This window comes from Bacillus sp. IS1 (assembly GCF_032461585.1).
Lineage (GTDB): Bacteria > Bacillota > Bacilli > Bacillales > Bacillaceae > Bacillus > Bacillus velezensis.
The window spans coordinates 122,422-147,389 of the sequence record NZ_JAWCWR010000006.1 but is presented as its reverse complement, the minus strand read 5'-3'; the positions used below and the strand labels follow the sequence as shown (position 1 = coordinate 147,389).

The 24,968-nt window shown below is 41.5% G+C and carries 27 protein-coding genes, 7 tRNA genes and 6 pseudogenes; 7 read left to right on the top strand and 33 right to left on the bottom strand.

The features are described from left to right. Window positions 1-275: 275 nt before the first annotated feature. Window positions 276-374: a molecular chaperone TorD family protein gene (locus RUW00_RS23055; RefSeq protein ID WP_072177240.1), complete on the bottom strand. Its 99-nt coding sequence runs from the start codon at window positions 372-374 to the stop codon at window positions 276-278. A 184-nt stretch (window positions 375-558) separates the two neighbouring features. Between RUW00_RS23055 and desA the strand changes: the two genes are divergently transcribed. From desA to RUW00_RS18825, 3 genes are all read left to right on the top strand, one after another. Next, window positions 559-1,587: a Delta(5) desaturase DesA gene (gene desA, locus RUW00_RS18835; RefSeq protein ID WP_280144872.1), complete on the top strand. Its 1,029-nt coding sequence runs from the start codon at window positions 559-561 to the stop codon at window positions 1,585-1,587. Window positions 1,588-2,097: 510 nt separating this feature from the next. Beyond that, complete coding sequence (locus RUW00_RS18830; RefSeq protein ID WP_280144871.1) at window positions 2,098-2,673, top strand: TetR/AcrR family transcriptional regulator; 576 nt, start codon at window positions 2,098-2,100, stop codon at window positions 2,671-2,673. 73 nt (window positions 2,674-2,746) lie between these two features. Next, window positions 2,747-3,916 carry an MFS transporter gene (locus RUW00_RS18825; RefSeq protein ID WP_280144870.1) on the top strand — a complete coding sequence of 390 codons (1,170 nt, stop codon included), beginning with the start codon at window positions 2,747-2,749 and terminating at the stop codon, window positions 3,914-3,916. Between the two features lie 334 nt (window positions 3,917-4,250). Here RUW00_RS18825 and RUW00_RS18820 read toward each other — a convergent pair whose 3' ends face one another. Beyond that, the gene (locus RUW00_RS18820) at window positions 4,251-4,889 is read right to left on the bottom strand and encodes an NAD(P)-dependent oxidoreductase (protein ID WP_014416975.1); all 639 of its coding nucleotides are present in this window, start codon (window positions 4,887-4,889) and stop codon (window positions 4,251-4,253) included. A gap of 197 nt (window positions 4,890-5,086) precedes the next feature. Here RUW00_RS18820 and RUW00_RS18815 point away from each other — a divergent pair, with 197 nt between their 5' ends. Further along, window positions 5,087-5,530: an Rrf2 family transcriptional regulator gene (locus tag RUW00_RS18815; RefSeq protein WP_021495071.1), complete on the top strand. Its 444-nt coding sequence runs from the start codon at window positions 5,087-5,089 to the stop codon at window positions 5,528-5,530. 342 nt (window positions 5,531-5,872) lie between these two features. Beyond that, window positions 5,873-6,214: an MmcQ/YjbR family DNA-binding protein gene (locus tag RUW00_RS18810; RefSeq protein ID WP_015239219.1), complete on the top strand. Its 342-nt coding sequence runs from the start codon at window positions 5,873-5,875 to the stop codon at window positions 6,212-6,214. Between the two features lie 263 nt (window positions 6,215-6,477). On the opposite strand, the gene RUW00_RS18805 is transcribed toward RUW00_RS18810, so the two are convergent. Together RUW00_RS18805 and RUW00_RS18800 are read right to left on the bottom strand one after the other, a co-directional pair. Continuing rightward, window positions 6,478-6,903, bottom strand: a complete 426-nt coding sequence (locus RUW00_RS18805) for a MaoC family dehydratase (protein WP_280144869.1) — start codon at window positions 6,901-6,903, stop codon at window positions 6,478-6,480. A 125-nt stretch (window positions 6,904-7,028) separates the two neighbouring features. Continuing rightward, window positions 7,029-7,403: pseudogene (locus RUW00_RS18800) on the bottom strand (cystatin-like fold lipoprotein); the annotation flags it as partial. 227 nt (window positions 7,404-7,630) lie between these two features. On the opposite strand from RUW00_RS18800, the pseudogene RUW00_RS18795 reads away from it, so the two are divergent. Further along, window positions 7,631-7,735, top strand: a pseudogene (locus RUW00_RS18795) (esterase); the annotation flags it as partial. 616 nt (window positions 7,736-8,351) lie between these two features. Here the strand turns inward: RUW00_RS18795 and RUW00_RS18790 are convergent. The 15 genes and pseudogenes from RUW00_RS18790 to RUW00_RS18725 form a co-directional block, all read right to left on the bottom strand. Then, window positions 8,352-9,755, bottom strand: a complete 1,404-nt coding sequence (locus tag RUW00_RS18790; RefSeq protein ID WP_021495073.1) for an MFS transporter — start codon at window positions 9,753-9,755, stop codon at window positions 8,352-8,354. A 38-nt stretch (window positions 9,756-9,793) separates the two neighbouring features. After that, a pseudogene (locus RUW00_RS18785) lies at window positions 9,794-10,159 on the bottom strand (BCCT family transporter); the annotation flags it as partial. A gap of 705 nt (window positions 10,160-10,864) precedes the next feature. Next, window positions 10,865-10,983, bottom strand: a pseudogene (locus RUW00_RS23050) (IS1595 family transposase); the annotation flags it as partial. Then, a complete protein-coding gene (locus tag RUW00_RS18780; RefSeq protein ID WP_223204396.1) occupies window positions 10,940-11,068 on the bottom strand; it encodes a hypothetical protein in 129 nt (42 codons plus the stop codon). The pseudogene RUW00_RS23050 and the gene RUW00_RS18780, both read right to left, overlap by 44 nt. Then, window positions 11,025-11,180 (bottom strand): annotated as a pseudogene (locus tag RUW00_RS18775) (tetratricopeptide repeat protein); the annotation flags it as partial. The pseudogene RUW00_RS18775 and the gene RUW00_RS18780, both read right to left, overlap by 44 nt. A 472-nt stretch (window positions 11,181-11,652) precedes the next feature. Continuing rightward, window positions 11,653-12,177: an NAD(P)H-dependent oxidoreductase gene (locus RUW00_RS18770; RefSeq protein ID WP_045206853.1), complete on the bottom strand. Its 525-nt coding sequence runs from the start codon at window positions 12,175-12,177 to the stop codon at window positions 11,653-11,655. Between the two features lie 209 nt (window positions 12,178-12,386). After that, window positions 12,387-12,473: pseudogene (locus RUW00_RS18765) on the bottom strand (hypothetical protein); the annotation flags it as partial. Window positions 12,474-12,645: 172 nt separating this feature from the next. Then, window positions 12,646-12,729: transfer RNA gene (locus RUW00_RS18760), tRNA-Leu, on the bottom strand. 68 nt (window positions 12,730-12,797) lie between these two features. Beyond that, window positions 12,798-12,879: transfer RNA gene (locus RUW00_RS18755), tRNA-Leu, on the bottom strand. Between the two features lie 8 nt (window positions 12,880-12,887). Then, window positions 12,888-12,963, bottom strand: a tRNA-Lys gene (locus RUW00_RS18750). Between the two features lie 33 nt (window positions 12,964-12,996). Next, a tRNA-Gln gene (locus RUW00_RS18745) sits at window positions 12,997-13,071 on the bottom strand. Between the two features lie 11 nt (window positions 13,072-13,082). Then, window positions 13,083-13,157: transfer RNA gene (locus RUW00_RS18740), tRNA-Glu, on the bottom strand. A 19-nt stretch (window positions 13,158-13,176) separates the two neighbouring features. Next, window positions 13,177-13,267: transfer RNA gene (locus RUW00_RS18735), tRNA-Ser, on the bottom strand. Window positions 13,268-13,271: 4 nt separating this feature from the next. Next, window positions 13,272-13,346, bottom strand: a tRNA-Asn gene (locus RUW00_RS18730). A 135-nt stretch (window positions 13,347-13,481) separates the two neighbouring features. Beyond that, on the bottom strand, window positions 13,482-13,931 hold the full coding sequence (locus RUW00_RS18725; RefSeq protein WP_280144867.1) for a SprT family protein: 450 nt from the start codon (window positions 13,929-13,931) through the stop codon (window positions 13,482-13,484). A 99-nt stretch (window positions 13,932-14,030) separates the two neighbouring features. Here RUW00_RS18725 and cmpA point away from each other — a divergent pair, with 99 nt between their 5' ends. Further along, window positions 14,031-14,144 (top strand): cortex morphogenetic protein CmpA, encoded by a 114-nt coding sequence (cmpA, locus tag RUW00_RS18720; protein ID WP_003156164.1) that lies wholly within the window; start codon window positions 14,031-14,033, stop codon window positions 14,142-14,144. Window positions 14,145-14,153: 9 nt separating this feature from the next. Here the strand turns inward: cmpA and RUW00_RS18715 are convergent, their stop codons facing one another. The 14 genes from RUW00_RS18715 to acpS form a co-directional block, all read right to left on the bottom strand. After that, window positions 14,154-16,313, bottom strand: coding sequence for a Tex family protein (locus tag RUW00_RS18715; RefSeq protein WP_280144866.1), 2,160 nt, complete (start codon window positions 16,311-16,313; stop codon window positions 14,154-14,156). 72 nt (window positions 16,314-16,385) lie between these two features. Continuing rightward, window positions 16,386-16,988 carry a phosphoserine phosphatase RsbX gene (gene rsbX / locus RUW00_RS18710; protein ID WP_007410234.1) on the bottom strand — a complete coding sequence of 201 codons (603 nt, stop codon included), beginning with the start codon at window positions 16,986-16,988 and terminating at the stop codon, window positions 16,386-16,388. Continuing rightward, complete coding sequence (gene sigB, locus RUW00_RS18705) at window positions 16,988-17,776, bottom strand: RNA polymerase sigma factor SigB (protein WP_003156171.1); 789 nt, start codon at window positions 17,774-17,776, stop codon at window positions 16,988-16,990. The genes rsbX and sigB overlap by 1 nt, the downstream gene beginning before the upstream one ends. Further along, on the bottom strand, window positions 17,742-18,224 hold the full coding sequence (gene rsbW, locus RUW00_RS18700; RefSeq protein WP_007609591.1) for an anti-sigma B factor RsbW: 483 nt from the start codon (window positions 18,222-18,224) through the stop codon (window positions 17,742-17,744). Before rsbW ends, sigB begins: the two co-directional genes overlap by 35 nt. Next, on the bottom strand, window positions 18,221-18,550 hold the full coding sequence (gene rsbV, locus RUW00_RS18695) for an anti-sigma factor antagonist RsbV (protein ID WP_003156176.1): 330 nt from the start codon (window positions 18,548-18,550) through the stop codon (window positions 18,221-18,223). The genes rsbW and rsbV overlap by 4 nt, the downstream gene beginning before the upstream one ends. Window positions 18,551-18,613: 63 nt before the next feature. Then, complete coding sequence (locus RUW00_RS18690; protein ID WP_007609589.1) at window positions 18,614-19,621, bottom strand: PP2C family protein-serine/threonine phosphatase; 1,008 nt, start codon at window positions 19,619-19,621, stop codon at window positions 18,614-18,616. A gap of 11 nt (window positions 19,622-19,632) precedes the next feature. After that, on the bottom strand, window positions 19,633-20,034 hold the full coding sequence (locus RUW00_RS18685; RefSeq protein WP_003156178.1) for an anti-sigma regulatory factor: 402 nt from the start codon (window positions 20,032-20,034) through the stop codon (window positions 19,633-19,635). Window positions 20,035-20,036: 2 nt separating this feature from the next. Beyond that, window positions 20,037-20,402: an RsbT antagonist protein RsbS gene (gene rsbS, locus RUW00_RS18680; RefSeq protein WP_007609584.1), complete on the bottom strand. Its 366-nt coding sequence runs from the start codon at window positions 20,400-20,402 to the stop codon at window positions 20,037-20,039. 4 nt (window positions 20,403-20,406) lie between these two features. Continuing rightward, window positions 20,407-21,228 carry an STAS domain-containing protein gene (locus RUW00_RS18675; protein ID WP_003156182.1) on the bottom strand — a complete coding sequence of 274 codons (822 nt, stop codon included), beginning with the start codon at window positions 21,226-21,228 and terminating at the stop codon, window positions 20,407-20,409. Window positions 21,229-21,345: 117 nt separating this feature from the next. Further along, a complete protein-coding gene (gene ndoA / locus RUW00_RS18670) occupies window positions 21,346-21,696 on the bottom strand; it encodes a type II toxin-antitoxin system endoribonuclease NdoA (protein ID WP_003156187.1) in 351 nt (116 codons plus the stop codon). Between the two features lie 5 nt (window positions 21,697-21,701). Continuing rightward, entirely contained in the window at window positions 21,702-21,983 is a 282-nt protein-coding gene (gene endB / locus RUW00_RS18665; RefSeq protein WP_003156188.1) for a type II toxin-antitoxin system antitoxin EndoAI, read from the bottom strand. A gap of 119 nt (window positions 21,984-22,102) precedes the next feature. Then, window positions 22,103-23,272, bottom strand: a complete 1,170-nt coding sequence (gene alr, locus RUW00_RS18660; protein WP_095273158.1) for an alanine racemase — start codon at window positions 23,270-23,272, stop codon at window positions 22,103-22,105. A 116-nt stretch (window positions 23,273-23,388) separates the two neighbouring features. After that, entirely contained in the window at window positions 23,389-24,396 is a 1,008-nt protein-coding gene (locus tag RUW00_RS18655) for a LolA family protein (protein ID WP_007410230.1), read from the bottom strand. A gap of 164 nt (window positions 24,397-24,560) precedes the next feature. Then, complete coding sequence (gene acpS, locus RUW00_RS18650) at window positions 24,561-24,926, bottom strand: holo-ACP synthase (RefSeq protein WP_014304402.1); 366 nt, start codon at window positions 24,924-24,926, stop codon at window positions 24,561-24,563. Window positions 24,927-24,968 lie beyond the last annotated feature (42 nt).

The following is a 24,968-nucleotide window of genomic DNA, read 5'->3' as shown; positions in this document are numbered from 1 at the left end:
TTGTTAAACCTGTCGATACGAGTGCAAAATAAGATGCCTATTAATAACTATGGTTTGAAAACACCGTGAACATGAATCACGAGTGTCTTCAAACCCAGTACTTCATATTGATTGTTAAAGATTTCTTTAAAAAGCTCAGCTGTTTCTTGTTCAAGTACTAGATATTCTTGGCTGTTCACTGGTATAGCTTTGTTTCTGCAGATGTTTCCAAACGATCATTCAAGTATACCCCCTATTTTAACGGTATTAACTTGTCATGTTTGTTCCTCAAACAATCAATGTTTACGGTCTAAATAAACCGATTCACATAGGGGAGCATGGAGAGAGTTTGGCCCGATAAAGAGCCGGGTATAATCTTCATACGCTTTTTGTATCCCGGCTGGCCATTGCTAATAAAGATTTAATCGAGATGGAGATCAGTTTCTGACCTTCAATAATTTTACATAGGATTAGAAAAGATACTTATCATACATGGAGTATGACAGCTGGGACTTCAAAGGCAATAAAACGTTTTCTATACGCAGATTAAGAACATCAGGGAAGGGGAAGCTTTTAAAAATGAATGAACAAAACCTAAGGACTTTGAGAAAACTGGTTACCCCTTATGAAAAGTCCGATTTACAAAAAAGTCTTTGTCAAATCATTAACACATTGGTGCCGTTTTTCCTGTTATGGTGTTTGGCCTATAAGAGCTTGCCGATTTCTTATATCCTTACATCAGCGATTTCTGTCGTTGCGGCAGGTTTTTTAGTGAGAACCTTCATCATCTTTCATGATTGCTGCCACTATTCCTTTTTTAAGAACCGAAAGGCGAATCGAATCCTTGGAACAATTACAGGAATTCTGACTCTGCATCCGTTTGATCATTGGGCACACGATCATTCTGTCCATCATGCGACAAGCAGCAACCTGGACAAACGCGGAACGGGCGATATTTGGGTACTGACTGTTGAGGAATATAAAGAAGCCTCAACTAAGACAAAAATAATGTACCGTTTGTACAGAAATCCGTTTGTTATGTTTATTATCGGACCGATTTACGTCTTCGGGATTACCAATCGTTTTAATCGTAAAGGGGCAAAACGCAAAGAACGGATGAATACATATGTAACGAACCTGGGGATCGTCGCTTTGGCAGCACTTTTATGTTGGGCTATCGGCTGGCAAAACTTTCTGCTGGTCCAGACGCCAATTTTTATGATATCGGGATCCCTCGGAATTTGGATGTTTTATATTCAGCATACGTTTGAGGATTCATATTTCGAAGAAGATGAGCATTGGGAATATGTAAAAGCAGCCGTTGAAGGAAGCTCTTTTTATAAGCTTCCAAAAGTCATGCAGTGGCTGACAGGCAATATCGGTTTCCATCATGTTCATCATTTAAGCCCAAGAGTCCCAAACTATAAGCTTGAAATCGTGCATAACAACACTGAACCATTGCAAAATGTTCCGACCATCACACTGGCAACAAGTATTAAGTCGTTAAAGTTCCGCCTATGGGATGAAGAAGGCAAAAAATTTGTTGGTTTTACCCACTTAAAAAAAACTTCTAAAAGCCAGGTATCAGCTCGGCTAAGAACGGATTAAATAAACGCCCGTAATCGATGATAATGGGCAGTGTATCTTGCAGAATAAAAGTGCAGACTCGCGCAAAGATTTTGTGCAGAGGTCAGCACTTTTTTAATGCCACATGCACTTACAACAAAAAAATACCAAAGGTGTCAAAACCCTTGGTATCATTGAGATGCGGCCGAGAGGACTTGAACCTCCACGGGTTATTCACCCGCTGGGTCCACAATAAAGTGAAACTGTGTTTTCTATTATAAAACCTTTGAATATTATATTGTGGAGTAAAAATGGAGCAGTTTTTATTTCCAAAAAGTTACATGACATGTCATTGGTGCAATGTATCTTAAAATAGCCACTGTTTAAAGAAAAAAAGAATCTTTTGAAACTGATCTTTCCCAATCTTAGATTGACCCCATTTATGACAAAATGACAGGATCGTTCTAAAGATAAGAAGAGGAATGGATCATAATTATTCTTTACCGATCGTTCTCAATATGTTATGATTGCCATCACAAGGAGGGGAATTTAGTGGCTAGAACCAAGGAATTTGATGAAGATGCAGTACTGCTTAAAGCTGTTCGTTTATTTTGGGAACAAGGGTATGAGAAAACTTCCATGACAGACTTAGTTAACCATATGGGAGTGCACAAGAGAAGTTTGTACGATACCTTCGGAGATAAGCATTCGTTATACATTAAGACTTTAAACCGTTACACTCAACTGCAGTCGGAGAAAAAAATCAATAAAGAGAATCTTACTGCGGTTGAAGCAATCCGGCAGTTGTTCGATAGAGTCATTACTAGAGGAGAAGGCGAATACCCTAAAGGATGTTTGATCGTAAACACAGCAGTTGAACTGGCTCTGCATGATTCCGAATGTAAGGATTGGGTAGATCAACGATTAACCGATACAGAGCGTCTAATCCGTGAACTCATTGAGGCAGGTCAGCAGTCCGGAGAACTCGATAAGATGCTAAACGCGGAATTACTATCCCAATATATAAATAATGCTTTAATCGGGCTTCGAGTGATGATCAAGACAACAGATAACAGAGATAAATTAGAGCAGATCGTGGATACGACATTATCCATTTTAAAGAAATAATTTTTTTACCCTATTGAGAACGATCATTCTCAAATAAAACGGATTTACTAATAAAATGCGAGGAGAACGAAAGATGAAGAGAATGTTTTGGATTATTCTGATGATGTCTTGCGGAGCCACTTATATTTCATCATTATTCCCTATATACGGGAGTCACTATCAAATGAGCAGCCTAGAGATTACAATGTTGTTTGCTGTTTATGCCGTTATCTTGGTTCCGACCTTGCTAATCGTAGGAGCCAAGGGGAGCACCTGGGGATTAAAGAAGATCCTTCGCATCAGCATCTGGCTATCCATCGCGTCAACGTTGCTTTTCATAGGGAGCCAGAACGTCTGGATGCTATTTGCGGCAAGGATTTTGGAAGGCATTGCATATGGCGCTTTTACAGGAACGGCCACCACATTTTTATTATCACAAACCTCTCGCCAGCATCTAAGTACTGCTATTAAGTTATCGGGAGTATTCGTAAACGTTGGATTCGGCATGGGTCCGGCTATATCCGGTCTAGTGTTGCAATATGTGCAGGTTCAGCCGCTTCGAATGCCATTTTGGCTTTTGCTTGCCATGCTATTGAGTTCTTTGGTACTTCTGGAAATGTTACCGAGTCTTAAAGAAGAACCAAAACCGCTGAATACAAAAATTTCGCTCGGTATACCGGAAAATATACGAACCCATTTTATTTCATTTATTGGACTTCCGGCTTTTACATTCTTCATGTTAGGCGGAATCGTATTTTCCGTCATTCCTTCCTATGTCAAAAACGTCATTCACTCCTCTAATCTCTCATTAGCAGGTGTGTTGGTGTTCATACTCTTAGGCGTGGCTGCCTTGATACAATTCTTCCCGTGGGTACAGAATCCAGTTAAGCGAATGCGCATCGGAATTGTATTGCTGGCCATCGGTCCGTGGATCATTGTTTTCTCCGGACAGACAGGCGATTTATGGATGCTCTGGATTGGAATGCTTATCCAAGGGGTCGGCGCCGGTTGGTCGTTCCAAGCAGCATTAAGGTTTGCCGGACAGCTGCCTAAGCCGGAAGAACGACCGAGAGTAATATCAGCATTTTATTTGTGCGCTTATTCCGGATTCATTATCCCTCCAATTGGAGTCGGCATTTTGACCAGTTTCTTTAGCTTGAATCACTCATTAATTGTTCTAAACACATTTGCCGCACTAATCGTTATTTATGTCTTGATCTATTCAATCAAGTTTAATCAATATTATTCGAAAGTGACATCATGATTAAACTACCATGAAAATAAACTTCTGTAATTTAGAAGTTTTGACGGACCCCTTACCGTACTTAATAATAAATATCATGTTGATAGATGTATTTTAAAAAAGCCCACTCACGAAAACGAGTGGGTTTACAAAAGCTCTAACTAACCCACAAAGGTTTTAGTCAGAGCTATTTATACATATTTTTTGGTCCAACTCACTAAGCACCTACTCTATCATCAACTCGAATAAATCAGCTGCTCTGATTGCAAAGTTTTCAATGTCTCCGTACATTCTTAGAAGGAAAGATACCATTAGCGATGACACTAATGGTACCCCTTTGTTTCTACTCAATCACTTATTCAGCTTCTCCAACAACTGTAAAGCGTTCATTTATATGTTTTGGATTTTCAATTTCATCCAATACTGCAATTGCATAGTCTGCATAGCTGATATAACTTTCGCCTTTCGAATTCACAAGAAGATGATCTTTTCCTGACTGATAAAATCCAGTTCTTTTCCCGTCTGGGTCAAATACCGCTGAAGGACTGATAAATGTCCAGTTAATATCAGAAGTTTCCTTTAGTTCTTGCAAGTTACGACCTTGGCCTTTAGCTGTTGGAATAAAAATCTCCGGGAAATCAGGTGTATCCATTACACTGACAGTTTTATTTTCGTCTACATAAAGACTCCCTGCTCCACCTACAATTACGGCTCTTGTACCCGTTCCTTTTAATGCCCTAATTAATGCCCGGCCAGCATCTACATGTGCCTGTTCTTCTCCTAATGGAGCACCGAAGGCATTAACTATTACATCTAACTTTTTTAGATCATCCGATGTAAGATCAATTATATTTTTTTCAATGATTGAAATCTTTTCCTCTTTAAGTTTTGCAGCATCTCTTACAATTGCAGTTACTTCATGTCCCCTGCTTACCGCTTCTTTCAAGATAAGACTTCCAGCTTTTCCGGTTGCACCAATGATTCCAATTTTCAATTTAAAGTCCTCCTAATCATTCAAAATTTCAAATGTAACCATATTGATTACATGTAATAATTTTAGTTACACCTCGTTTATTTGTCAATACTTTTATCATCTTGTTAATTGAGCATATTAGAGTAAAAGAACTTGTAATACATTCAGTTACAAGTGTACTATAAAGAGTGTAACGTAATTAGGATGGTGAAGAAATCATGTCTATTAGCAGCCGTTTTGCTGTAGGAATTCATATATTGGCTCTTATTGAAATAAATGAAGACGGAATTAGCACTTCTGAATTTTTAGCTGGAAGTGTAAATACAAATCCCGCCTTCATAAGAAAAATTATGGGGATGCTGAAAAAAGCAGGTTTAGTAAAAGTTCGGCCAGGTATTGCAGGAGCTGAATTAGCGAGGGATTTAACTGAAATCACCTTACTTGATGTTTATAGAGCAGTTCATGTTGTTCAAGATAAAGAATTGTTTAGTATACATGAAAATCCCAATCCTCAATGTCCTGTAGGCCGGAACATTCAAAGTACAATTGGTCCAATATTTGAAATCGCCCAATCTGCCTTGGAAAAAGCTCTTGGGCATATCACAATTGAGGATGTGGTAAAGGATATTATTGAAAAAGAAAAATTGACCAATAATTGTTAAATGATTTCACAGAAAATCTTTTATCAGACTGGGGATAAGAAAAATGGCTTTTTCATGAACAAAAAAAGAGCAGACATAAAGTCTGCTCCTTTTGATGAAAGATTTAGATTACGGTAAGGGATATAAATATGCTCATGATACAGAGGAAAAATTAATGACAATGCAGACGATGCCAGATTCTTTAATAGGGGTGAGTATTACTATCCAACAACTCAAGGTTCAGAAGCTAAGTTCAAACAAAGACTTGAGGAAATCTCGGATTGGTATAAAAGAAACCGCAAATCTTAGTTTGAACAAATATGTTCTGTATATAAAAATAATGAGGTATGGAGTGAATTGATAATGAATTATGATGAAATAAAAGATTACTGCCTAACCTTTCCAAACTCTTATGAAGACCATCCTTTTGGAGATGGTTGGACTGCAATTCGGCACAAAGGGAATAAGAAAATATTTGCACTTATCTTCACTCGCGACGAACACTTATGTGTCAACCTTAAATGCGAACCTGAAAGGGCTGATTTTCTACGTGGTCTTTTTGAAGAAATCAAGCCCGGATACCATATGAACAAGGAGCATTGGAATACTCTTACCTTAGATGAGGGACTCCCAGAGCACCAAATCCATGACATGGTAAAGTACAGCTTTGAACTGACAAAACCAAAAAGTAAAAAGGAAACATAACATCGAAGGATAGAACGCTTATTATAGATATTCATCCGGTGCAATGATACAGAGGAATATGCAAAAAACCTCAAGTCAGCAATGTTTAAATTCGTATTTACGAGATGATTTTTTCGTTATTGTTAGTCCTTTGTTTCTTGACATAGGTTGAGCAAATAAAAAAGAGCAGACTCAAAGTCCACTCAATTCATTAAGATGATTGCTTATTTCATCCAGACACCTATAAAAAATGAAAGGTGACGATGATATGCCACAAAAGTCATTTAGCGTTTAATTAATACTGATAACTCCCCTTCAAACACTTTTTCCTCTTTCTGATTATAGGTAGATAACGATACAGTAAGTATCCCCGTCTGGCTTTTATTTGGTTTTTTATCAATAACCTTAACAATAGTGTGCAGTTTATCATTAGGGTAAACGGGTGCTAGGAATTTTATATTATTCATTCCTGTCCCAGCAATAATATCGTCTTCATGACACCCTTCTTCAATCCAAAGCTTAAACGTAATAGATAACGTTTGTATTCCAGAAGCAATAATTCCATTAAATCTGCCCATTTTTGCTTTTTCTTCATTTAAATGCATGTATTGTGGGTCATACACTTCTGCAAAATTCATTATATTCTCTTTTGTTAATTCAAAAGATTTAGTTTGAAAAACCTGTCCGATGGTAAATTCATCCAACTTCATAAATAAATCTCCTTGAATCTAAACTTTATTATTAAATCTACGTAGCATTTTAACATACTGGCTCTCACACAACAACTTAACGGTGAAACAATTGTTCCCCTATCAGGAATGAACAAGCACATTGTTTTTGTTTCCTTGCTTTTAACCTCTTTATAATCAGGTGTTTTCTTATAAAGACCAAGGCGGTCGCCATCACTATCACCCGGCATATGTGTCATTTTCTCATAAGAATCTCCAAGCTTCTCATAATAAGAATAAGCAGTAAGCTTGCGAGAACTTTCTTCTGGCTGATAAAACGCAAGTTGAATAAACTTCCCGTCATCATATACACGAATTATGGCGTTATCTCTTTTGTACTCATCTGAATCTGCTCGCATTTCTTTTCTGACTTTCTTCTCCTGCTTAATCACTTCATTAATTGCATTATCATATTTACTACCGCCGCACGCAGTCAGCAGAAGGATGAAGGTGACTGACAAATCATACGGCCTACTATACAGTAACAGATGAATTTTCCGCAAAAAAAAATACCAAGGGCGTCTACAACCCTTGGTATCATTGATGCGGCCGAGAGGACTTGAACCTCCAAGGGTTATTCACCCGCAGGGCCCTCCATCTATATTCATAAAACTATTGCTCAGTTGTCAGCATGTTAAGTAAATTACGAATTTCCTTGTTATAACTTTTAATTTCTTCTTCATTACAACCGGTTTTATCAAATACTGCATTAGGTATCATTCACGATTTCGTGATGCTCAACGCCTTAGCTAAAACTGAAGCTGCGCGCGGAGCAATTGATCTTGCCGCAACATGGCTGCGTAAAGGGTTTTAATTCATCTATTGTTTCGTCACTTAGAGACTGCTGCAAATAAATAAAAAACAAACAGATCCACTCAAATAATTGAGTGGATCGTATTATTGATTCAATAACTTATCGCAAATATATTCACGTTGGAATAATGGAACTTTTGATGAGCTTTTTAATCGGGCTGGTTATTATTTTGTTGTTGAGATGTCCCTAATTGAAAAGCTAACTCCACAACAAACTCCATTTTTTCACCAGTTCACCCTCTTCATATCCAAAAAACCTTTGTTGATAAAAACAATAGGATTATTAGTTAGCGTACAAGTTCTCGTTTTCTGCTTTGGACCCCATATAGAAAATAAAAAGCCAGCTCTCCTTCGGGAGAAGAACTGGCATAACAAAGCTTCTCGTTTCTTATTTTGCTGTATTGCTCGGACCTTTTAATTTCTCTTCGTTCTTGCGTCAATGTTTTATTATTAGGACACAATCAATAAAATAATGACGATCGAGAATAGCAACGCTGCTTTTGCAAAGCAGTAAGCCCTCCAGAATATAAAAGAGCTGCAGTCATTGCTGCTCGGATAATCCCAGCTTACTCTGAGTCTGTATTTCGAGTAGCCGGTCAATTAAATGGATGTTTTTTTCATTCCTTTTCTGTTTGTTCCATTTTCCACCACAGTGAATCTTTTGGATTTTCAACAGCTTCTTGAAACTCAGCTTTAGAAGCAACTGTTGGGTAAGAACCTTTTAAAGATTTACCTGAAGTATCTTTAAATAAGGTTAACACAACTATTAAGCCAATTAAACTAACTGCTAATAAATAGAAACCCGGCGCCAAATTGTTTCTTGTCACATGGGTTAACCAAGAAGCAACTAAAGGTGTTGTTCCGCCAAAAATAGAAACTGATAAGTTGAATGTCCAGGATAATGTTCGATATCTAATGTCAGTATGGAACAACGTAGGTAAAGATCCTGGCATAGTACCTTCGTATACAGATAATACAATACCTAACATTAAAAGTCCTATAAATAAGAATATTAGACTCCCCATATTAAGAAATTGAAAAGAGATAATCGAAAATACAATTCCTAATACTAATCCAATTGTTATAACTTTTTTATTTCCTAATTTATCTCCCAATTTACCAAAAGTTAAAGCGAACGGTACCATAATAATCAATACAATTGCTGTAACCGGTGTACTTATATTATCACTTATACCAAGGTTCTCATCTAAATAAGAAGGCATATAACCTAACAATAGGTAATTGGTTATATTGAAAAATGCCACAAATACGATACATAAAAAGATATCTTTTTTATATGTTTTAATGACTTCTAATAAACCTGGTTGTTGTTCTTGGTTTTCAGAGATGTCATTTTCAAAGATTGGTGATTCATCTAAATGACTTCTCAAATATAAACCAAATAATCCTATTGGAATACTCAAGAAAAAAGGAATTCTCCATCCCCAACTATTCATTTGAACATCAGATAAAGTCCAGAAAAGTACTGTAACTAAAACAGACGCTACTATATAACCAGATAATGTGCCGATTTCTAAACCGCTGCCTAACCTTATACGTTTATTATCTGGAGAAGATTCTGCGATATATACCATTGCACCAGCGTACTCTCCACCCACAGAAAAACCTTGCAGAATACGAGCTAAGAGTAATAATATAGGGGCCCATACACCAATCTGGTCATAGGTAGGAAGCACACCAATTATTAAAGTAGATAAAGCCATCATTAAAATAGTAATTGTTAATACTATTTTCCGACCAAATTTATCACCCACTTTACCAAAAATAATTCCGCCTACCGGTCTAAGTAAGAAGGCAATTGCAAATGTAGCAAAAGTAAATATTAACTTTAATTCATCGTTTTGAACCGGACTGAAAAAGTTTTTACTAATAATAACTGCCAAATAAGAATATAAAGCAAAATCAAACCATTCCATCGCGTTTCCTATCCCTGTAGCAAACACGCTTTTCTTCGCTTTTTGAATGTCTACAACGTTAATTTTTTTCTTGTTAAACTTCATTTAATAATATCGACTCCTTAATTATCAAATCCACATTATACAAGCGTATAAACGGTCCAAGCATGCAGTCCCAGAATGTATAGCGTAATGCTTCTCTAAAGTCTGGGGGTTTCTGTTTCACCTGATGGAGAGCTAACGGCATAGTGGATGATTGGTTCAACTGTACCTTAAAAGACTAGACGAATATCCATACCAGCGCCAAATAACATTGTAAACCAGGAAAGAAGGATGAAATTCAGTTTTTTCGCTGGTTTCCTTAACTTATTTTTGCCGATTGGACTAAAAATAATACAAAAAGCAACAAAAAGAGAAACATCCAACAGATAATACCAGCCAAAGCGGTTAGTGATATATCCTTGGGCTGTGGTTGGTATTTTCTGCAGACTATTTGGAGAAATGATTCCCCTTCATACAGCTCTATTGTGAATATTATCACAATCGAAAAAAAACTTTTATTTCTTCAAAGGATCCTAAACCTATATTTTAGTTCTTCCATTACGTCTTTATTTACTGATTCTATCTTTATTACCCCGCAATCAGGTGAAACAAAACACTATAAACGTAGCATACCTTTTTAAAATCTGACAAGCCCAACAGGGTGATAGAAACCCGGCTAAAGCCAAGCTAGTCAATGGATAGAAGAAATTTTTTTGTTTTTCCCAAGGAATAACCGTCTGCGTTTAATCTAGCCCAATTAGAAAGAAAAAGAGCAGGAGTAATCCTGCTCTTTCATTCAAAACTTTAATTTGTATGAAGAATGTCGTATACCTTTTCGACTTTCTTTACCTATTAATCAGTATACAGACTACAACAGAAATAAGTAGCACCGGGTATGAAATAATGGATGCATTTAAACAGGCCAATCACCGACAATTGAATTTATTGCATGACACCTAACAAAATTATTTTTTAAATCCAGCTGTAAATAAAGAAACATTTCTTAGGTAATGGTTTTATTTTTGGTATATCGACATGTATTTGTTCCCCTTCCCTGTAATCCTAATGTTTCGATATGAACATTTAATCCTTTCATACATTTATCACAATTTTAACAATCTTTTAACTGAACTGGGTAAGTTGAACAAGGATTAAACATTGAATTTTGACAATCACAAACTGTCATATGTGTCCGTCATATCAAAAGAATCTCTTTAAGGTGTTGTTTAGTGCTTTCGTTACGGCGACTATCGACAAATAAGAACCAAGCAAAGTATTGTCCAGATAGTTTGAGTATTTTGATCACTTTGCAAATAAGTTATTGAAAATACACTACCTAAAATCACTGCAGCCAATAGACACCGGCTGATTTTCATCAATAATCTCCCCTTTTTTAATTTTCGTAGAGAGCATTAAGCTTCCTCGTTCATGAAAATAATCAGCGACTTCAATCGAAAAATTTTCAACATCAGCAAACATTTTCCTCGAAGTCTTGGTATTCTTCCTTGCTTAGCAGCACTTTCTCTGCTTTGGCAAATTGGAGTTTGAGGCATTAGTAACTACCTATAAAGATGAAAATATTTGTGCGATGTCTACTGCAGATGACTTACTTTAGGTAAGCGGGCAGTAGATCTTTTAAAAATAAGCACAAAAAATACCAAGGATCTCTTTATTACCCTTGGTATCATTGATGCGGCCGAGAGGACTTGAACCTTCACGGGTCATTCACCCGCTGGTCCCTCAACCTAGTAAAAGCCTATCATGAGTTACAAAAGCTTTTATTCAAAGCATCTGTTTATTTTATTTATACTTATTTTCATCATTTTTCATGAATTCTGAGCACAAACTGGGCACCTATTAGAGACCAAGGAAATCTACATTTCATCAAGAAATATGTACTCATCGCCCTGCTGTAATTAGTTTCACATCATTTATTTCAGCTTCCCTCGCGAATACCGGATCAATGCTCAGCTTTAAGATAGTCAACCAATTTCTCCGCACTGTTCTTAACATCTTCTTTTGAAAGGTGAAGTGTCCCATATTGTGTAAAGGCAGGAAGAAAACGCATTCCTATATAGTTAGCAGTGACTTGAAACGGTCTGATAAGCTCGCTGATCGTGATATTATATTCTCCGCCTGCTTGATAATCAGATTCCTGTGCGCCTAAGGAGATCGCTAAGAGTAGTTCTTTTCCATGCAATTTAGTACCTCCAGTTCCATAAGCCCATCCATGTGTTAACACATCATCTTCCCATTGTTTGAGTAACGCGGGACTGCTGTACCAATACATTGGGAACTGAAAAACGATACGCTCATGATCTAACAGGAGCTGCTGCTCTTTTTCTACATCAATGATAAAATTAGGGTATTCACCGTACAGGTCATGAACCGTAATGTCATTCTCTTGCTTTAAACGATTCATCCAGGTTTTGTTGACAACAGACGTTTCCAAATTAGGGTGTATAACAATAACTAATGTTTTCATTTGACTGTTATCCTTTCTTCGCCGATTAGTTATTATTGTTTGTGATAAAGAATTGGTTCTAATTTTAAAATAACAACTTATTTACACCTATTTTATCCTTTTTCATGAATTCAGGGCAACTAATTGGACACCGATTACATTTATAGCCAAAAAAAGGCTTAACCTTTTAAAAAAGGATAAGCCTTTTCAGTAGCCTTATGCCCCTATCCTATTATCTCGTGTCTAAATTCTAATAGCTGATCATATAACAAGGCATCTTTGTTTTCCTCCATGCTTAGCAATACTTTCTCTGCTTTTGCAAATTGGAGTTTGAGGCATTAATAACTACCTATAAATGATGAAAATATTTATGCGATGTCTACTGCAGATGACTTACTTTAGGTAAGTGGGCAGTTTGTGGGCAGTAGATCATTTAAAAATAAGCACAAAAAAATACCAAAGATGGTTAAACCCTTGGTATCATTGAGATGCGGCCGAGAGGACTTGAACCTCCACGGGTTATTCACCCACTAGGCCCTCAACCTAGCGCGTCTGCCATTCCGCCACGACCGCGTGCTATGAAACTGTCTTTCCACTAAGCATATAAGCTAGTGATGATGATCAGCACTTTGAAAAGAAAGTGCGGGTGAAGGGACTCGAACCCCCACGTCGTAAGACACTAGATCCTAAGTCTAGCGCGTCTGCCAATTCCGCCACACCCGCGTGACAAGTGGTGAGCCATGAAGGACTCGAACCTTCGACCCTCTGATTAAAAGTCAGATGCTCTACCAACTGAGCTAATGGCTCGCTCTAAAAGTGATTCAAAAATTTTAAATAAAATGGCTGGGCTAGCTGGATTCGAACCAACGCATGACGGAGTCAAAGTCCGTTGCCTTACCGCTTGGCTATAGCCCAACGAAGGTAAATGGTGACCCGTACGGGATTCGAACCCGTGTTACCGCCGTGAAAGGGCGGTGTCTTAACCGCTTGACCAACGGGCCGTCTGGTTGAGAACTTATCTGGCGGAGAAGGAGGGATTTGAACCCTCGCGCCGCTTACGCGACCTACACCCTTAGCAGGGGCGCCTCTTCAGCCACTTGAGTACTTCTCCATAATGGCTCCACAGGCAGGATTCGAACCTGCGACCGATCGGTTAACAGCCGATAGCTCTACCACTGAGCTACTGTGGAATAATCAGACTTTCTTTATTATAAATGATGCGACGTATTGTGTCAAGAAGCAACATTTATTTTTTTAAGAAAGTGTCGTTGTCTCTCAACGACTTTTATAATTTAACATAGAACATTAAAATGAGTCAAGCCTTTTTAAAAAATTCTTTTGATTTTCCCTCTGCATTTTCCGCAGGCATATCTTTCCGGGTTCATTGCCCGCTTCTTTATATACTGTTGGCCGCAAGCCACGCATCTATACATATATGTTTTCTTTTGTGGCTTTTTGGTTTGGAGCGGCGTACAGAATCTCGGCGCTCCGACTTTCTGAAGCAGGTCTCTGAAGTCTTTGTCTCTGTGCTTGTACCCTTTTCCCTCAAGATGAAGATGATAATGGCACAGCTCGTGTTTGATGATTCCTATCAGCTCGCTCTGCCCGTGTTCGATCAGATATTTGCGGTTTAATTCGATGTTATGGGAAGACAGCATGTACCGGCCGCCTGTCGTTTTCAGCCGGTCATTGAAGAAGGCTCTGTGACGGAACGGCTTTCCGAAATCTTGTGCAGAGATGTCTTCCGTCAGCTTTTGAAGTTGTTCGTTATCCATAAGTGCACCCCGCTTTAAAAACATTGAACGGGACAATTCACCGTTCGCATACAATGAGTTAAAACCGACCTCTAACTAAAAGCTGAGGAGGAATGAGCCATGCCGAATTGGCTGATGAAACAAATGCAAAAAGCGTTTTTAGAAAAGGATAATTACCAAATCAAACTGCTGAATCAGTGCTGGTATTTCTACAGAAAAAAACACTGCTCGTAAGCAGTGCTTTTATTTTACCATAGACAGCGACACTCTGCCTTTTTGCACGTCCACCCCTTCGACCCATACGGTGACGATGTCTCCGACCGATACGACGTCGAGAGGATGTTTGACGTATTGATTGCTCAGTTTTGAAATGTGCACAAGCCCGTCCTGTTTGACGCCGATATCGACGAAAGCGCCGAAGTCTACAACGTTGCGGACGGTGCCCTGCAATTCCATTCCTTCCTTTAAATCCTCAAGCTGCAGAACGTCTTTTTTCAGCAAAGGCTTCGGCACTTCGTCACGAGGATCTCGCTCCGGCCTTGTCAGCTGCCCGCAAATATCCGCAAGCGTAATTTCCCCTATACCGAGCTCTTCAGCCGTTTCAGACAGCGGCAATGCGCTGATTTTCTCTTTTGCGTCCGCGCTTCCGATCTGATCCGCAGTGAGCTGCAGTTTTTTGAGCAGCGCCTTTGTCTCTTTATAGCTTTCCGGGTGTATCCCGGTGCGGTCGAGCGGCTCTCGTCCTCCGGGCACTCTCAAAAAGCCGATGCATTGTTCATATGTTTTTGCGCCGAGACGCGGGATTTCTTTCAGCTCTTTGCGATTTGTAAATTTGCCGAGCTCTTCCCTTTTTTTAACGATATTGCCGGCAACTGTTTTGGATAACCCGGCTACATATTGAAGCAGCGCGGCTGATGCTGTATTGACATTCACCCCGACTTGGTTGACGACGGTCTCTACGACAAAACGGAGTGATTCATTTAAATGCTTTTGGCTGACATCATGCTGGTATTGCCCGACGCCGACGGATTTAGGTTCGATTTTCACAAGCTCGGCCAGCGGGTCCTGCAATCTCCGCGCGATGGAGACGGCGCTGCGCTCTTCGACCTGAAAATCCGGAAATTCTTCACGGGCGATTTCTGACGCGGAATACACGCTTGCTCCGGCCTCATTGACGATGACATAATAAATGTCCCGCTCTGTTTCTTTCAGCACATCAACGACGAATTGCTCTGTCTCTCGTGATGCCGTGCCGTTTCCGATCGCCACAACCTCGACTTCGTACCGGTCCAGCAATTCTTTGATTTTTTTCCGGGCTTCCGCTGTCTTTTTTACGGGAGCGTGCGGGTAAATGACGTCGATTTTCAACACTTTTCCCGTCTCATCAACAACTGCCAGTTTGCACCCCGTACGGAAGGCCGGATCGACGCCGAGCACAACTTTCCCCTTCATCGGCGGCTGCAGCAGGAGCTTACGCAGGTTTTCAGCGAAAATATGAATCGCCTGCGCGTCTGCTTTTTCTGACAGCTCTTTGCGGATATCGCGCTCAATAGCCGGCTGGATCAGACGTTTGTAACTGTCCTCAATGGCTTCTTTCAGCGTTTCTTTCACAGGCGTTTCACGGTGTTTGATGATTTGCTTTTCTAAATAAGTTTTTATCTGATCGGCGGGCGGTTCGATCGCAATCTTTAAAATGCCTTCTTTTTCACCGCGGTTCATCGCAAGCACTCTGTGAGGAACGACCTTTTGGATCGGCTCTTCGTACTCGTAGTACATTTCATAGACGTTTTTCTCGTCATCTGCGGCTGACTTGCCTGCCGCGGAAGTGAGAATTCCTTTTTTATACGTTTCCTGGCGGATCCACTTTCTGAAATGAGGATCATCCGAGATTTGTTCGGCTATGATGTGCTTCGCGCCTTCAATGGCTTCCTCTCTTGAAGCGACTTCTTTTTCTGCACTGATATATTGATCAGCGATGTCGTGAAGGCGGTTTTCTTTCGGGAGAGAAAGAATATAGTCCGCAAGCGGTTCAAGGCCTTTGCTTTTGGCGACGGTGGCTTTTGTTTTCCGTTTTTGTTTGAAGGGACGGTATAAATCCTCGACTTCCTGAAGCTTGACCGCTTGTTCGATTTTTTGCTTCAGCCCTTCCGTCAGCTTGTCCTGCTCTGAGATCAATCTGATGACTTCTTCTTTCCGCTGCGTCAGGTTTTGTATGTATTGCCACCGCTCGGAGATTGCCTGAATCTGCACCTCGTCCATTGAGCCGGTCTGCTCTTTTCGGTACCGCGCAATAAACGGGACGGTGTTGCCGTCTTCCAGCAAGCGGATGACACTTTCGACATGTTTTTGGGATAACGCTGTTTCTTCAGCAATTTGTTTTTTCAAAAGGGCTAACGTTTCCATATCACAAAAGCCTCCATCTCTTCATTCTTTCTCTAGTGTATCAAAAAACGGCGGAACATAAAAAAAGCAGCCTTACGATAAAAGCTGCCCTAGAATATAGGTCAAATCATCACGTCTGGATGTTGTGTACGGATGAAGTGATTTTGATATATCTTCTATTGAGTGTCCCTGCTTTAAGCAGGTGCGGATATGCGGAACCTCAAGCCCATCCGTGTAGATGATGAACCTCGCCCCTTTTTCGTATGATGACGTATACGTTTTGTATCTTTGCGGTTTGCCTGAGAGGTAACCCGAAATCGGCAGCGGATGAAAGACTTCGCCTGATGGGGAGTGCAGGAAGAAACGGACATTGCCGATCGAGCAGTATGTCAATTCCCTTTTGATGAAGTTGATTTTTAAGATGGAGGCAGTCGCCCCTCTTTTGTTTTTCATCGCTTGATTGCAACGCTCAATGATGCTTTCCACATCCTCATCCGCATACGTTTCCACGATGTCTTTAATGGCTGACGAGGATTCGTTGGCAAGAGATCCGCTGCCGAGACCGTCCGCTACCGCGCAAACTAATTCTTCTTCATTCGCCTTCATAAAAAAGCTGTCGCCGCATATGGACTTGCCTTCTTTATTTAATTGGTATACAAGAGTTTGAACATGTTCATTTTCTTCAACCTGAATCATTACATTAGCTCCATGGAGGGATCTCCAATCAAGGCCTCTCTCAGTTTTTTCACCGCTTTCCGCTGCAGGCGCGAGACGTGCATTTGAGATATTCCGAGAATGTCCCCTGTTTCTTTTTGGCTTTTATTTTGCACAAATGTTAGATCGATAATCTGTTTTTCGCGGTCGGACAGCACATGAAGCACGCTTTTGATCATCATCTGCTGGTTGACGCGTTCGTATCCTTCCTCCTGCGAACCGACGATATCTAAAATCGTGACGGTGCTTCCGTCCGCATCCGCTTCGATGCTGTGATCGACAGAAAGCGCCTGATAGCTTTTTCCCATCTCCATCGTTTCAAGCACTTCCTCTTCTGACACATCGAGAAAGGCTGCGATTTCTTCGACTTTCGGCGACCGCTGCGTCTCTGTCGTCAGCTGATCCACCGCCATTTTAATGCGCGGCCCGAGTTCTTTAATCCGTCTCGGAACGTGTACGCTCCATGTTTTATCTCTGAGGAAGCGTTTGATCTCGCCGATGATGGTCGGAATCGCAAATGCTTCAAAGGATTTGCCGACCTCGGGATCATACCGTTTAATGGCTCCGAGAAGTCCGATCATTCCGACCTGGCGGAGGTCTTCGTGAAAGCTTTTTCCTTTTGAATATTTCTTTGCCAGCATTTCGACGAGATTGGTATACACCTCGACGAGTGTTTCCTGGGCTTCTTTATTATCATGTGTTTGAAAGTCGCGTATGAGCCGATCAACTTCATCTTTAGTTAGTTTCGTAGTTTTTGATGGTTGTGCCATGATCAACTCGCTCCCCATTTAAATACTTTGTCATCGCCACGGTTACGCCAGAGTTGCTTTGAACTTTGACTTCATCCATGAGCGTTTCCATTAAATACAGACCGAGCCCTCCTTCTGACAATTGATCGACTGTGTGCGAAGGTGTGTACGGCCCGAGATCCTGCTGCTTCTGATCAAAATCAAAGCTGTCTCCCTGATCGGCGACAATGACCTCCAGCCGATCCTCAAACACACCGAACCGCACGGATACTTCTCCCTTATTTTCATCGTTGTATGCATGCTGGACAGCGTTTGTACAAGCTTCGCTGACAGCGATTTTTAAATCTTCAATGTCATCATAGGTATAGCCCATTCTGCTTGCGACCCCTGATAACGTAAGCCTGACGATTCCTACATATTCCGGTTCGGCCGGAATTTTCATCTCTATATAATCAACTGATGTACTCATTGCACGCCACCTTCTGACTTTGCCGAAATGTCGATGATGTCCTTAAGCCCCGTAATTTCAAACAGACGGACGAGCCGGTCGGAAAGATTCTCAAGCTTCAGAGAGCCGCCTTCCTTGCTCACCGTTTTAAACACGCCTACAAAAACGCCTAAACCCGTACTGTCCATATAGTTTACATCTTTTAAGCAGATTCTCATGTCCTTCCCCTCGTTTGCCAGGGGCATCAGCTTTTCACGAACCACCGGAGCTGAGTATACATCGATTTCTCCAGCGATATTGATTTGTATATCTGAAAGATTCTCCTTCATATCTACCGTTAAATTCATCGTATCACCTCTGAAAGTTATCCTTACTCGTGCTAATGGCTTTTTACCCGTGCTGCTGTTTTTTTAAACCTTTCTTTTCAAAACAATTAACGTAAAATCGTCATGAAGCTGAAAGTCCTGGAGTCTCAGCAGGCTGTCGTAAATATTTTTGACCATATCCTGCGCGGAGCAGTCCATATGTTCTTCCAGCATGCGCTGAATGTCGCTTCGCTCTAAGAAACCGTTTTCGGTACGGCATTCGGTGACGCCGTCAGAAAAAAGAACGATCATATCTCCTTCGTCCATGTGCTGTTCATATTGGCTGTAATCAAAATCCTGAGAAATTCCCAGCACCAATCCTTTTGCCTCCAGATCATAAAACTTTTTTTCTTTTTCAGAGTAGTAGAAGCCCGGTTCATGCCCCGCAGAAGCATATGTAAATTGGTGATTTTTCGTATTGTAGTTTGCGTAAAACATGGTGATAAACATGCTTGAGTCCACGTTCTGTTCTACAACGCGGTTAAGATTTTTCAGCACTTGGGAGGGGTGAATGCCGGTCTCCGGAAGAGAGTCCATGGCATACTTGATCATCGACATGCACAATGCGGCGGGTATTCCTTTTCCGATGACATCGGCTATCGCGATGTTAATCGATTCCTTGTCTTTGACAAAGTGATAATAATCCCCGCTCATCTGTTTGGCGGGGACGCTGATTGCCCCGATATCCAGATCTTCTTCTTCAGGAATTTTTGTGCCAAGCAGCGTCTGCTGAACATTTGCGGCAATTTCAATTTCTGAACGAAGCTCCTGCTGGATATCTCTCAGACTTTGATGTTCCTGATAAGCCATCCCGTAGCCAATCATGACTTCTATTAAAAAATCCAGCGAATGAAAAACATCTTCCGGCAGATCCGGATACAGTTCCTTTACTACTTTTCGGTGGATGCTGATGATCTCCTCCGGAGGAACCTGATGTTCAATCGTTTTTCGGCTGAATTTTTGGGCTTGATATAAAGATGTTTCTGTTAATTCGGCTATATATCGGCTAAGCAGCTGATGATACCGCTGCTCTATAACCTCCCTGAAATCCACGTTCTAACCTCCTACCGAAGCCATTTCACGGCTTGAATCTCTGTTCCTTCCTCTGCAACAGATTGCAGGCTGAATTCGTCCATCAGCCTTTTGACGCCCGGAAGTCCCGCTCCCAGTCCGCCTGACGTTGAAAAGCCGTCTTCCATCACTTTACGGATGTCGGGGATTCCGGGCCCTTTGTCTTCTGCTATAATTTTAAGGCCTTTTTTCCCTCTGTCGTTTACTTGTTCTATGCTGACCTGGCCCTTGCCTGCATATAAGTAAATGTTTCTGGCCAATTCTGAGATAGCCGTCGTGATTCTGGCCTGGTCCACCGTGCCGAAGCCTAATTCCTTCGCAACGTTGCGGCCAAGCTGTCTGGCGGCTACGATATCCCATTCTGTCATGATTTTCACACAGGATTGGTCGTTCATCGCTATTCCCCCAATTCCCGCTTCAATGTCTCAAGCCCTTGCTCTAAATCGAGCGCTGTTTCGATTTCCTCAAGTGAGATTCCGAGTTCAATCAATGTGACCGCCACAGCCGGCTGAATTCCCGTCAATACGACATTTGCGCCCATCAATTTAGACATGGTGATGACATCGCCGAGCACTTTCGCGATAAATGAATCGATCATGTCAACGGATGTCAGGTCAATGACGACCCCGTTTGCGCCGGTTTCATAGATTTTGTTCAGCAGATCTTCTTGAAAATGCAAAGCTGTCTGGTCGTCAAGTTCCCATTGGATGGATACCAATAAGCAGTTATACAGTTTCAGGATCGGGATTTTTGGATGTCTCACAATGTTATTCCCCCAATGAAACGATTTTTCGATTTGTCATTTCAAGCGCTGTTTGAATTCCTTTTTGAAGGGTATTCTTCGTAATAACCTGCGACAAATCAATTCCCAGATTAACGATCGTCTGCGCGATTTCCGGACGGATTCCGACGAGCAGGCATTTCGCGCCGACAAGCCGCACCGCTTCCGATGCCTGAATAATATGGTGCGCCACCATCGTATCAACGACCGGCACGCCCGTGATATCAATTAATACAACCTGTGAACGGTGCTTCACGACGCCGTTTAACAGATTTTCCATAATGTGCTTTGCACGCTCCGTATCAATCGTCCCGACAAGCGGCATGACCGTTACATGCTCAAATACCGGGATCAGCGGAGCCGACAATTCCTGAAGCGCGATTTTTTGCAAAGTAACCGTTTTTTCCCAGGAGATAGAATACTGATTTAAAATTTCCGTGTTGATCGGATTGAAAAAGCTGTCTATTTCCAAAATCAAATCTGCTCTGTCCTGATCGGCCATATTAAGGTCGACCATCGTTTCGTAAAGCAGTTTCCAAAACTCTGACAGGGTAGCTGAAAGAAGTTTCAGTGACAGACCGAGCTGAACGGCGCGCAGTGCGAGCTCACTGATCTGCTCTTCCGTAGCCTCGTCATTTTTAGTCGATAATAAAAGAATGTCTATATAGTCTTTACAAATATTTTCACATATGTGATTCGTAAGCTGATAGTCTTCCTGATTGCCTACTTCTTTTAGTTTGGCTGTCCAAGTATCAAGCAGTTCATCATGCTGATCAATGATGAACTGATACACTTTCTGATTCGACATGGGTTTCACTGACCTCCCGACACAAAACAACAAATTTTGTTTGATTATCTCTTTATTATAGCGCTTATGTTTTTCGAAAACAAAAAAAGTTGCTCTATATGAGCAACCAAAATATGACTAAAAATCAATGAGTGCCAAACTGATTTGCAGGGCTTCATCAACCTTATCCATCATTTCATCATCCAGATGAGTTATTTTATCCGTTAATCTTTGCTTGTCAATCGTCCGAATTTGCTCCAGCAAAATAACGGAATCTCTTTCAAAACCGTAGCGTTTTGCATCAATTTCGACGTGGGTTGGTAATTTCGCTTTCTGTATTTGGGCTGTTATGGCTGCAACAATAGCAGTCGGGCTAAAGCGATTTCCGATATCATTTTGGATCACTAAAACCGGGCGTACGCCGCCTTGCTCTGAGCCAACAACAGGAGATAAATCAGCAAAATAAACATCGCCGCGCTTTACAATCAAAATGATTATCCTCCGCTGACTAAGCGCTCAACGGTCGTTTCTGCTTCGCACTCAGCATAGTGAGCCTCAGAAGAGATATTCAAGTTGATTTTCGCCATTTCCATATACCCGCGTCTCATCAAATCACGGTTATGGCGAGTTGTCCGTTCGCTGACATACGCTCTCACTGCTTGTGATATCAGTTCGTTTCTGCTTCGTTTCTCCCGCATCGCTACACCATCCAATTCAGCTACTAAGTTTTCGGGCAAGCTGATTTTCATTTCGGTTCTTGCGCTGGATTCAGACAAAAAACATACACCTCCACCAAACTTACGGATACGACCAATTCATCCATCCAGACATAATGATACCATTATTCAAACGTCAAGCAAAGCTGTTTTATAAATTCTCTTTTTCCGGATGACGGCTACTTGCTTGTATTATCTTGCAGTAAAGGATTTCTTACTTCCATTATACTCTCATTTTCCAAAAACATACGGGGAACGCGGGAACTAATGGTACAAGGGACCTCGTAATTAATCGTCCCAAGCCGCCCGGCGATTTCATCCATTGTGATCGTTTCTCCCTTCTGGCTGCCGATCAGGGTGACTTTGGTGCCCGGCGGATAAGATTGATCTAATTCGACCATCAATTGATCCATGCAGATTCTTCCCGCGATGTTCATCCGTTTGCCGCCGATCAGCACAGACGTGCCGCTCAGCTTGCGGAGCCACCCGTCCGCATAGCCGATGGGAACCGTTCCGATCCATTGATCCTTCTCTGCCGTATATGTTGCGCCGTAGCTGACGCTTTCCCCTTTGCGGATCTTTTTCACATGGGATAAAACAGAGTGCAGCGCAAAAGCCGGCTTCAATTGAAAAGGAATTTCGCTTTGGATGTCAGCAGAAGGACGAAGCCCGTACATACTGATGCCGAAACGAACCGCGTTAAAAAAGCCTTTTTTAAGACGAAGTCCGGCAGCGCTGTTCGCGCAGTGCACCATCAATTCTTTTAAAGGAAGCGGAGCGATCAATGTTTTAAAGCGGTCAAACTGGAAGAGGAAATAATCTCTGTTTTTCTCATCCGCGGTAGCAAAATGGGTGAATACGCCTTTACAGACTAAACCGGGATTTTGACCGAGGATTTTTAACACGCTTTGGATTTCTTCCTCCGTTTTGACTCCGAGTCTGTTCATGCCGGTGTCGACTTTCAGGTGGAACGGCACTGTTGCACTTCCGAGGTGGCGCGCGGCTTCCTGAAGCCATTCAACAGAATATCCCGTTAGTGTTACGTCATACTCGGCAGCTGCTTGTACATATTCGGGCGGCACGGCGCCAAGCACGAGAATCGGCGCTGTAATGCCCCGTTTTCTCAATGAAATCGCTTCATCCAGTATGGCTACGGCAAGACAAGAGGCACCCGCTTCAAGCGCGGCTTTCCCAACTTCCAAATCTCCGTGACCGTAAGCGTTCGCCTTTACAACCGCCATGAGATGGACGTTTTGCCCGATGTGTTTTTTCATATGCGTGACATTTTCTTTAATCGCGGACAGGTTGATTTCCGCCCACGTTTCTCTGTAAAAGGATGCTGTGTTCACTCGATACACTTCCTAGCATTATTTTCAATTCATATTGTTATTATCATACTAAAATTATTCTGCAAAGTGAACTGGAATCAAAAAAGAGACCGACAGCGGCGGCCTCTTTTTTGACGTTATTTTGACGACTGTCCCTGCATGCTTTTGGCGGCGGCCACCATTTCATCTTTTGTCAGATCCTGTGATGACAGAAGATAATCCACTCCGTCATATGTCCACGTTAAAGACGTATCAGATAATGCGGCCACCGTGAAGCCGAGATTAACCGGTTCGCCTTTCAGCGTGACGGCAGAGGCGGCTTTTGCGATATGGGCTTTTTCTTGAATAAGGGTGAAGGATTTTTCTCCGCCGTAAGTCATGACGATCCGTTTGCCGTCCGCAGTTGAAATATCTTTCTCTTCAAGCTTTTTGACGCCGGCCGGCACTTGAAGCGGTGTTTTGACCGCAAATGAATCAGACGGCTTGGCGCTTGTGGCGACGTCCATCTGGGAAAGCGTCATATTTTTCTTCTCGTCAAAAGAGTCTTTATCAAACGGTTTGTTGAATTCAAAGCTTTTGAATTCGACTTTTACCATCACTTTCCGGTCTGTATCCATAACTTTGACGAGCGACGGGCTCATGTCCTTTTTGTTGAAAGTGATTTCCTGAGTCGGCAGCATTTTGTTGTGCTGATAGTTTGTTTTTGTTTCAAACGTGTACTTTTTATCTTTGGCGGAATAGACGGCGTCTTTGTCATGCTGCACGTCCTTTACAAGTGACTCAAACAAATATACTTGGCTGCTGTTATTCGGCCAGTCGCTTTGGAATCTGAAGCTCTTATTTAAAGACGGCGTGAGGACAAAGACTCCGTTGGCGTTCCGTAAAATGACTTGGTTTTGGTCTTTTTTCGGATTTTCCAGATAGACCCGGTACAGGGAAGGTTTTTTATGCCAGATTTCCACATTGTATACTTGCGGATCACTCCCCGTTTCAATGGTCATTTTGGCTTTCGCTTTATACGAGGTGTATTCTTTCGCCTTCTTATCTAAACCGTTCACGATATCTTCCTGTGATTTTTGGCCGCAGGCCGAAAGAATAAGGACGGCAAGCAGTCCCGTTAAAAGCAAAACAAAGCTTTTTCTCACCTTTTTTCAACCCCTTCTTCTCAATTGATGTAAAGGGAAGAAATCGCTTGTTTGACTTTAACGGTACGCCCTGAACGGACGGACGCGTACCATAAAAGCCTCAAACAACTTGTCTCCCTTAATGCACTATCAAATATATGAAGGGGTTCCGGCTAATATGCAGACTAGCGTGACAACCTTTCAATCACGACCTGTGCCGCGGCGTATTCTTTTGTATGGGTAATGGAAACGTGAACCGCCGCGCCGTCAAGCTTGGCGCAGGTCAGCACTGGTTTTCCCGCCGTGTCGTTTCCGGTTTCAATATCCTGAAAGCTGAGCTCTTTGCCGATACCTGTGCCGTATGCTTTCGAAAAGGCTTCTTTTGCCGCAAATCTTCCCGCGAGAAATTCAATTTTCCTTTTGTCCGACAGCAATGTAAAACGGGCGTATTCAGCCTCCGTCAATATTCTTTGCGGAAACCTCGCCTGCCGGCTGAGCATGTTTTCAATTCTGTGCAGTTCAACGATGTCGATTCCGATTCCGAAAATCATGTGAATTCCTCCTAAAAGTCCGTACTAAAAAACGGTTTATGT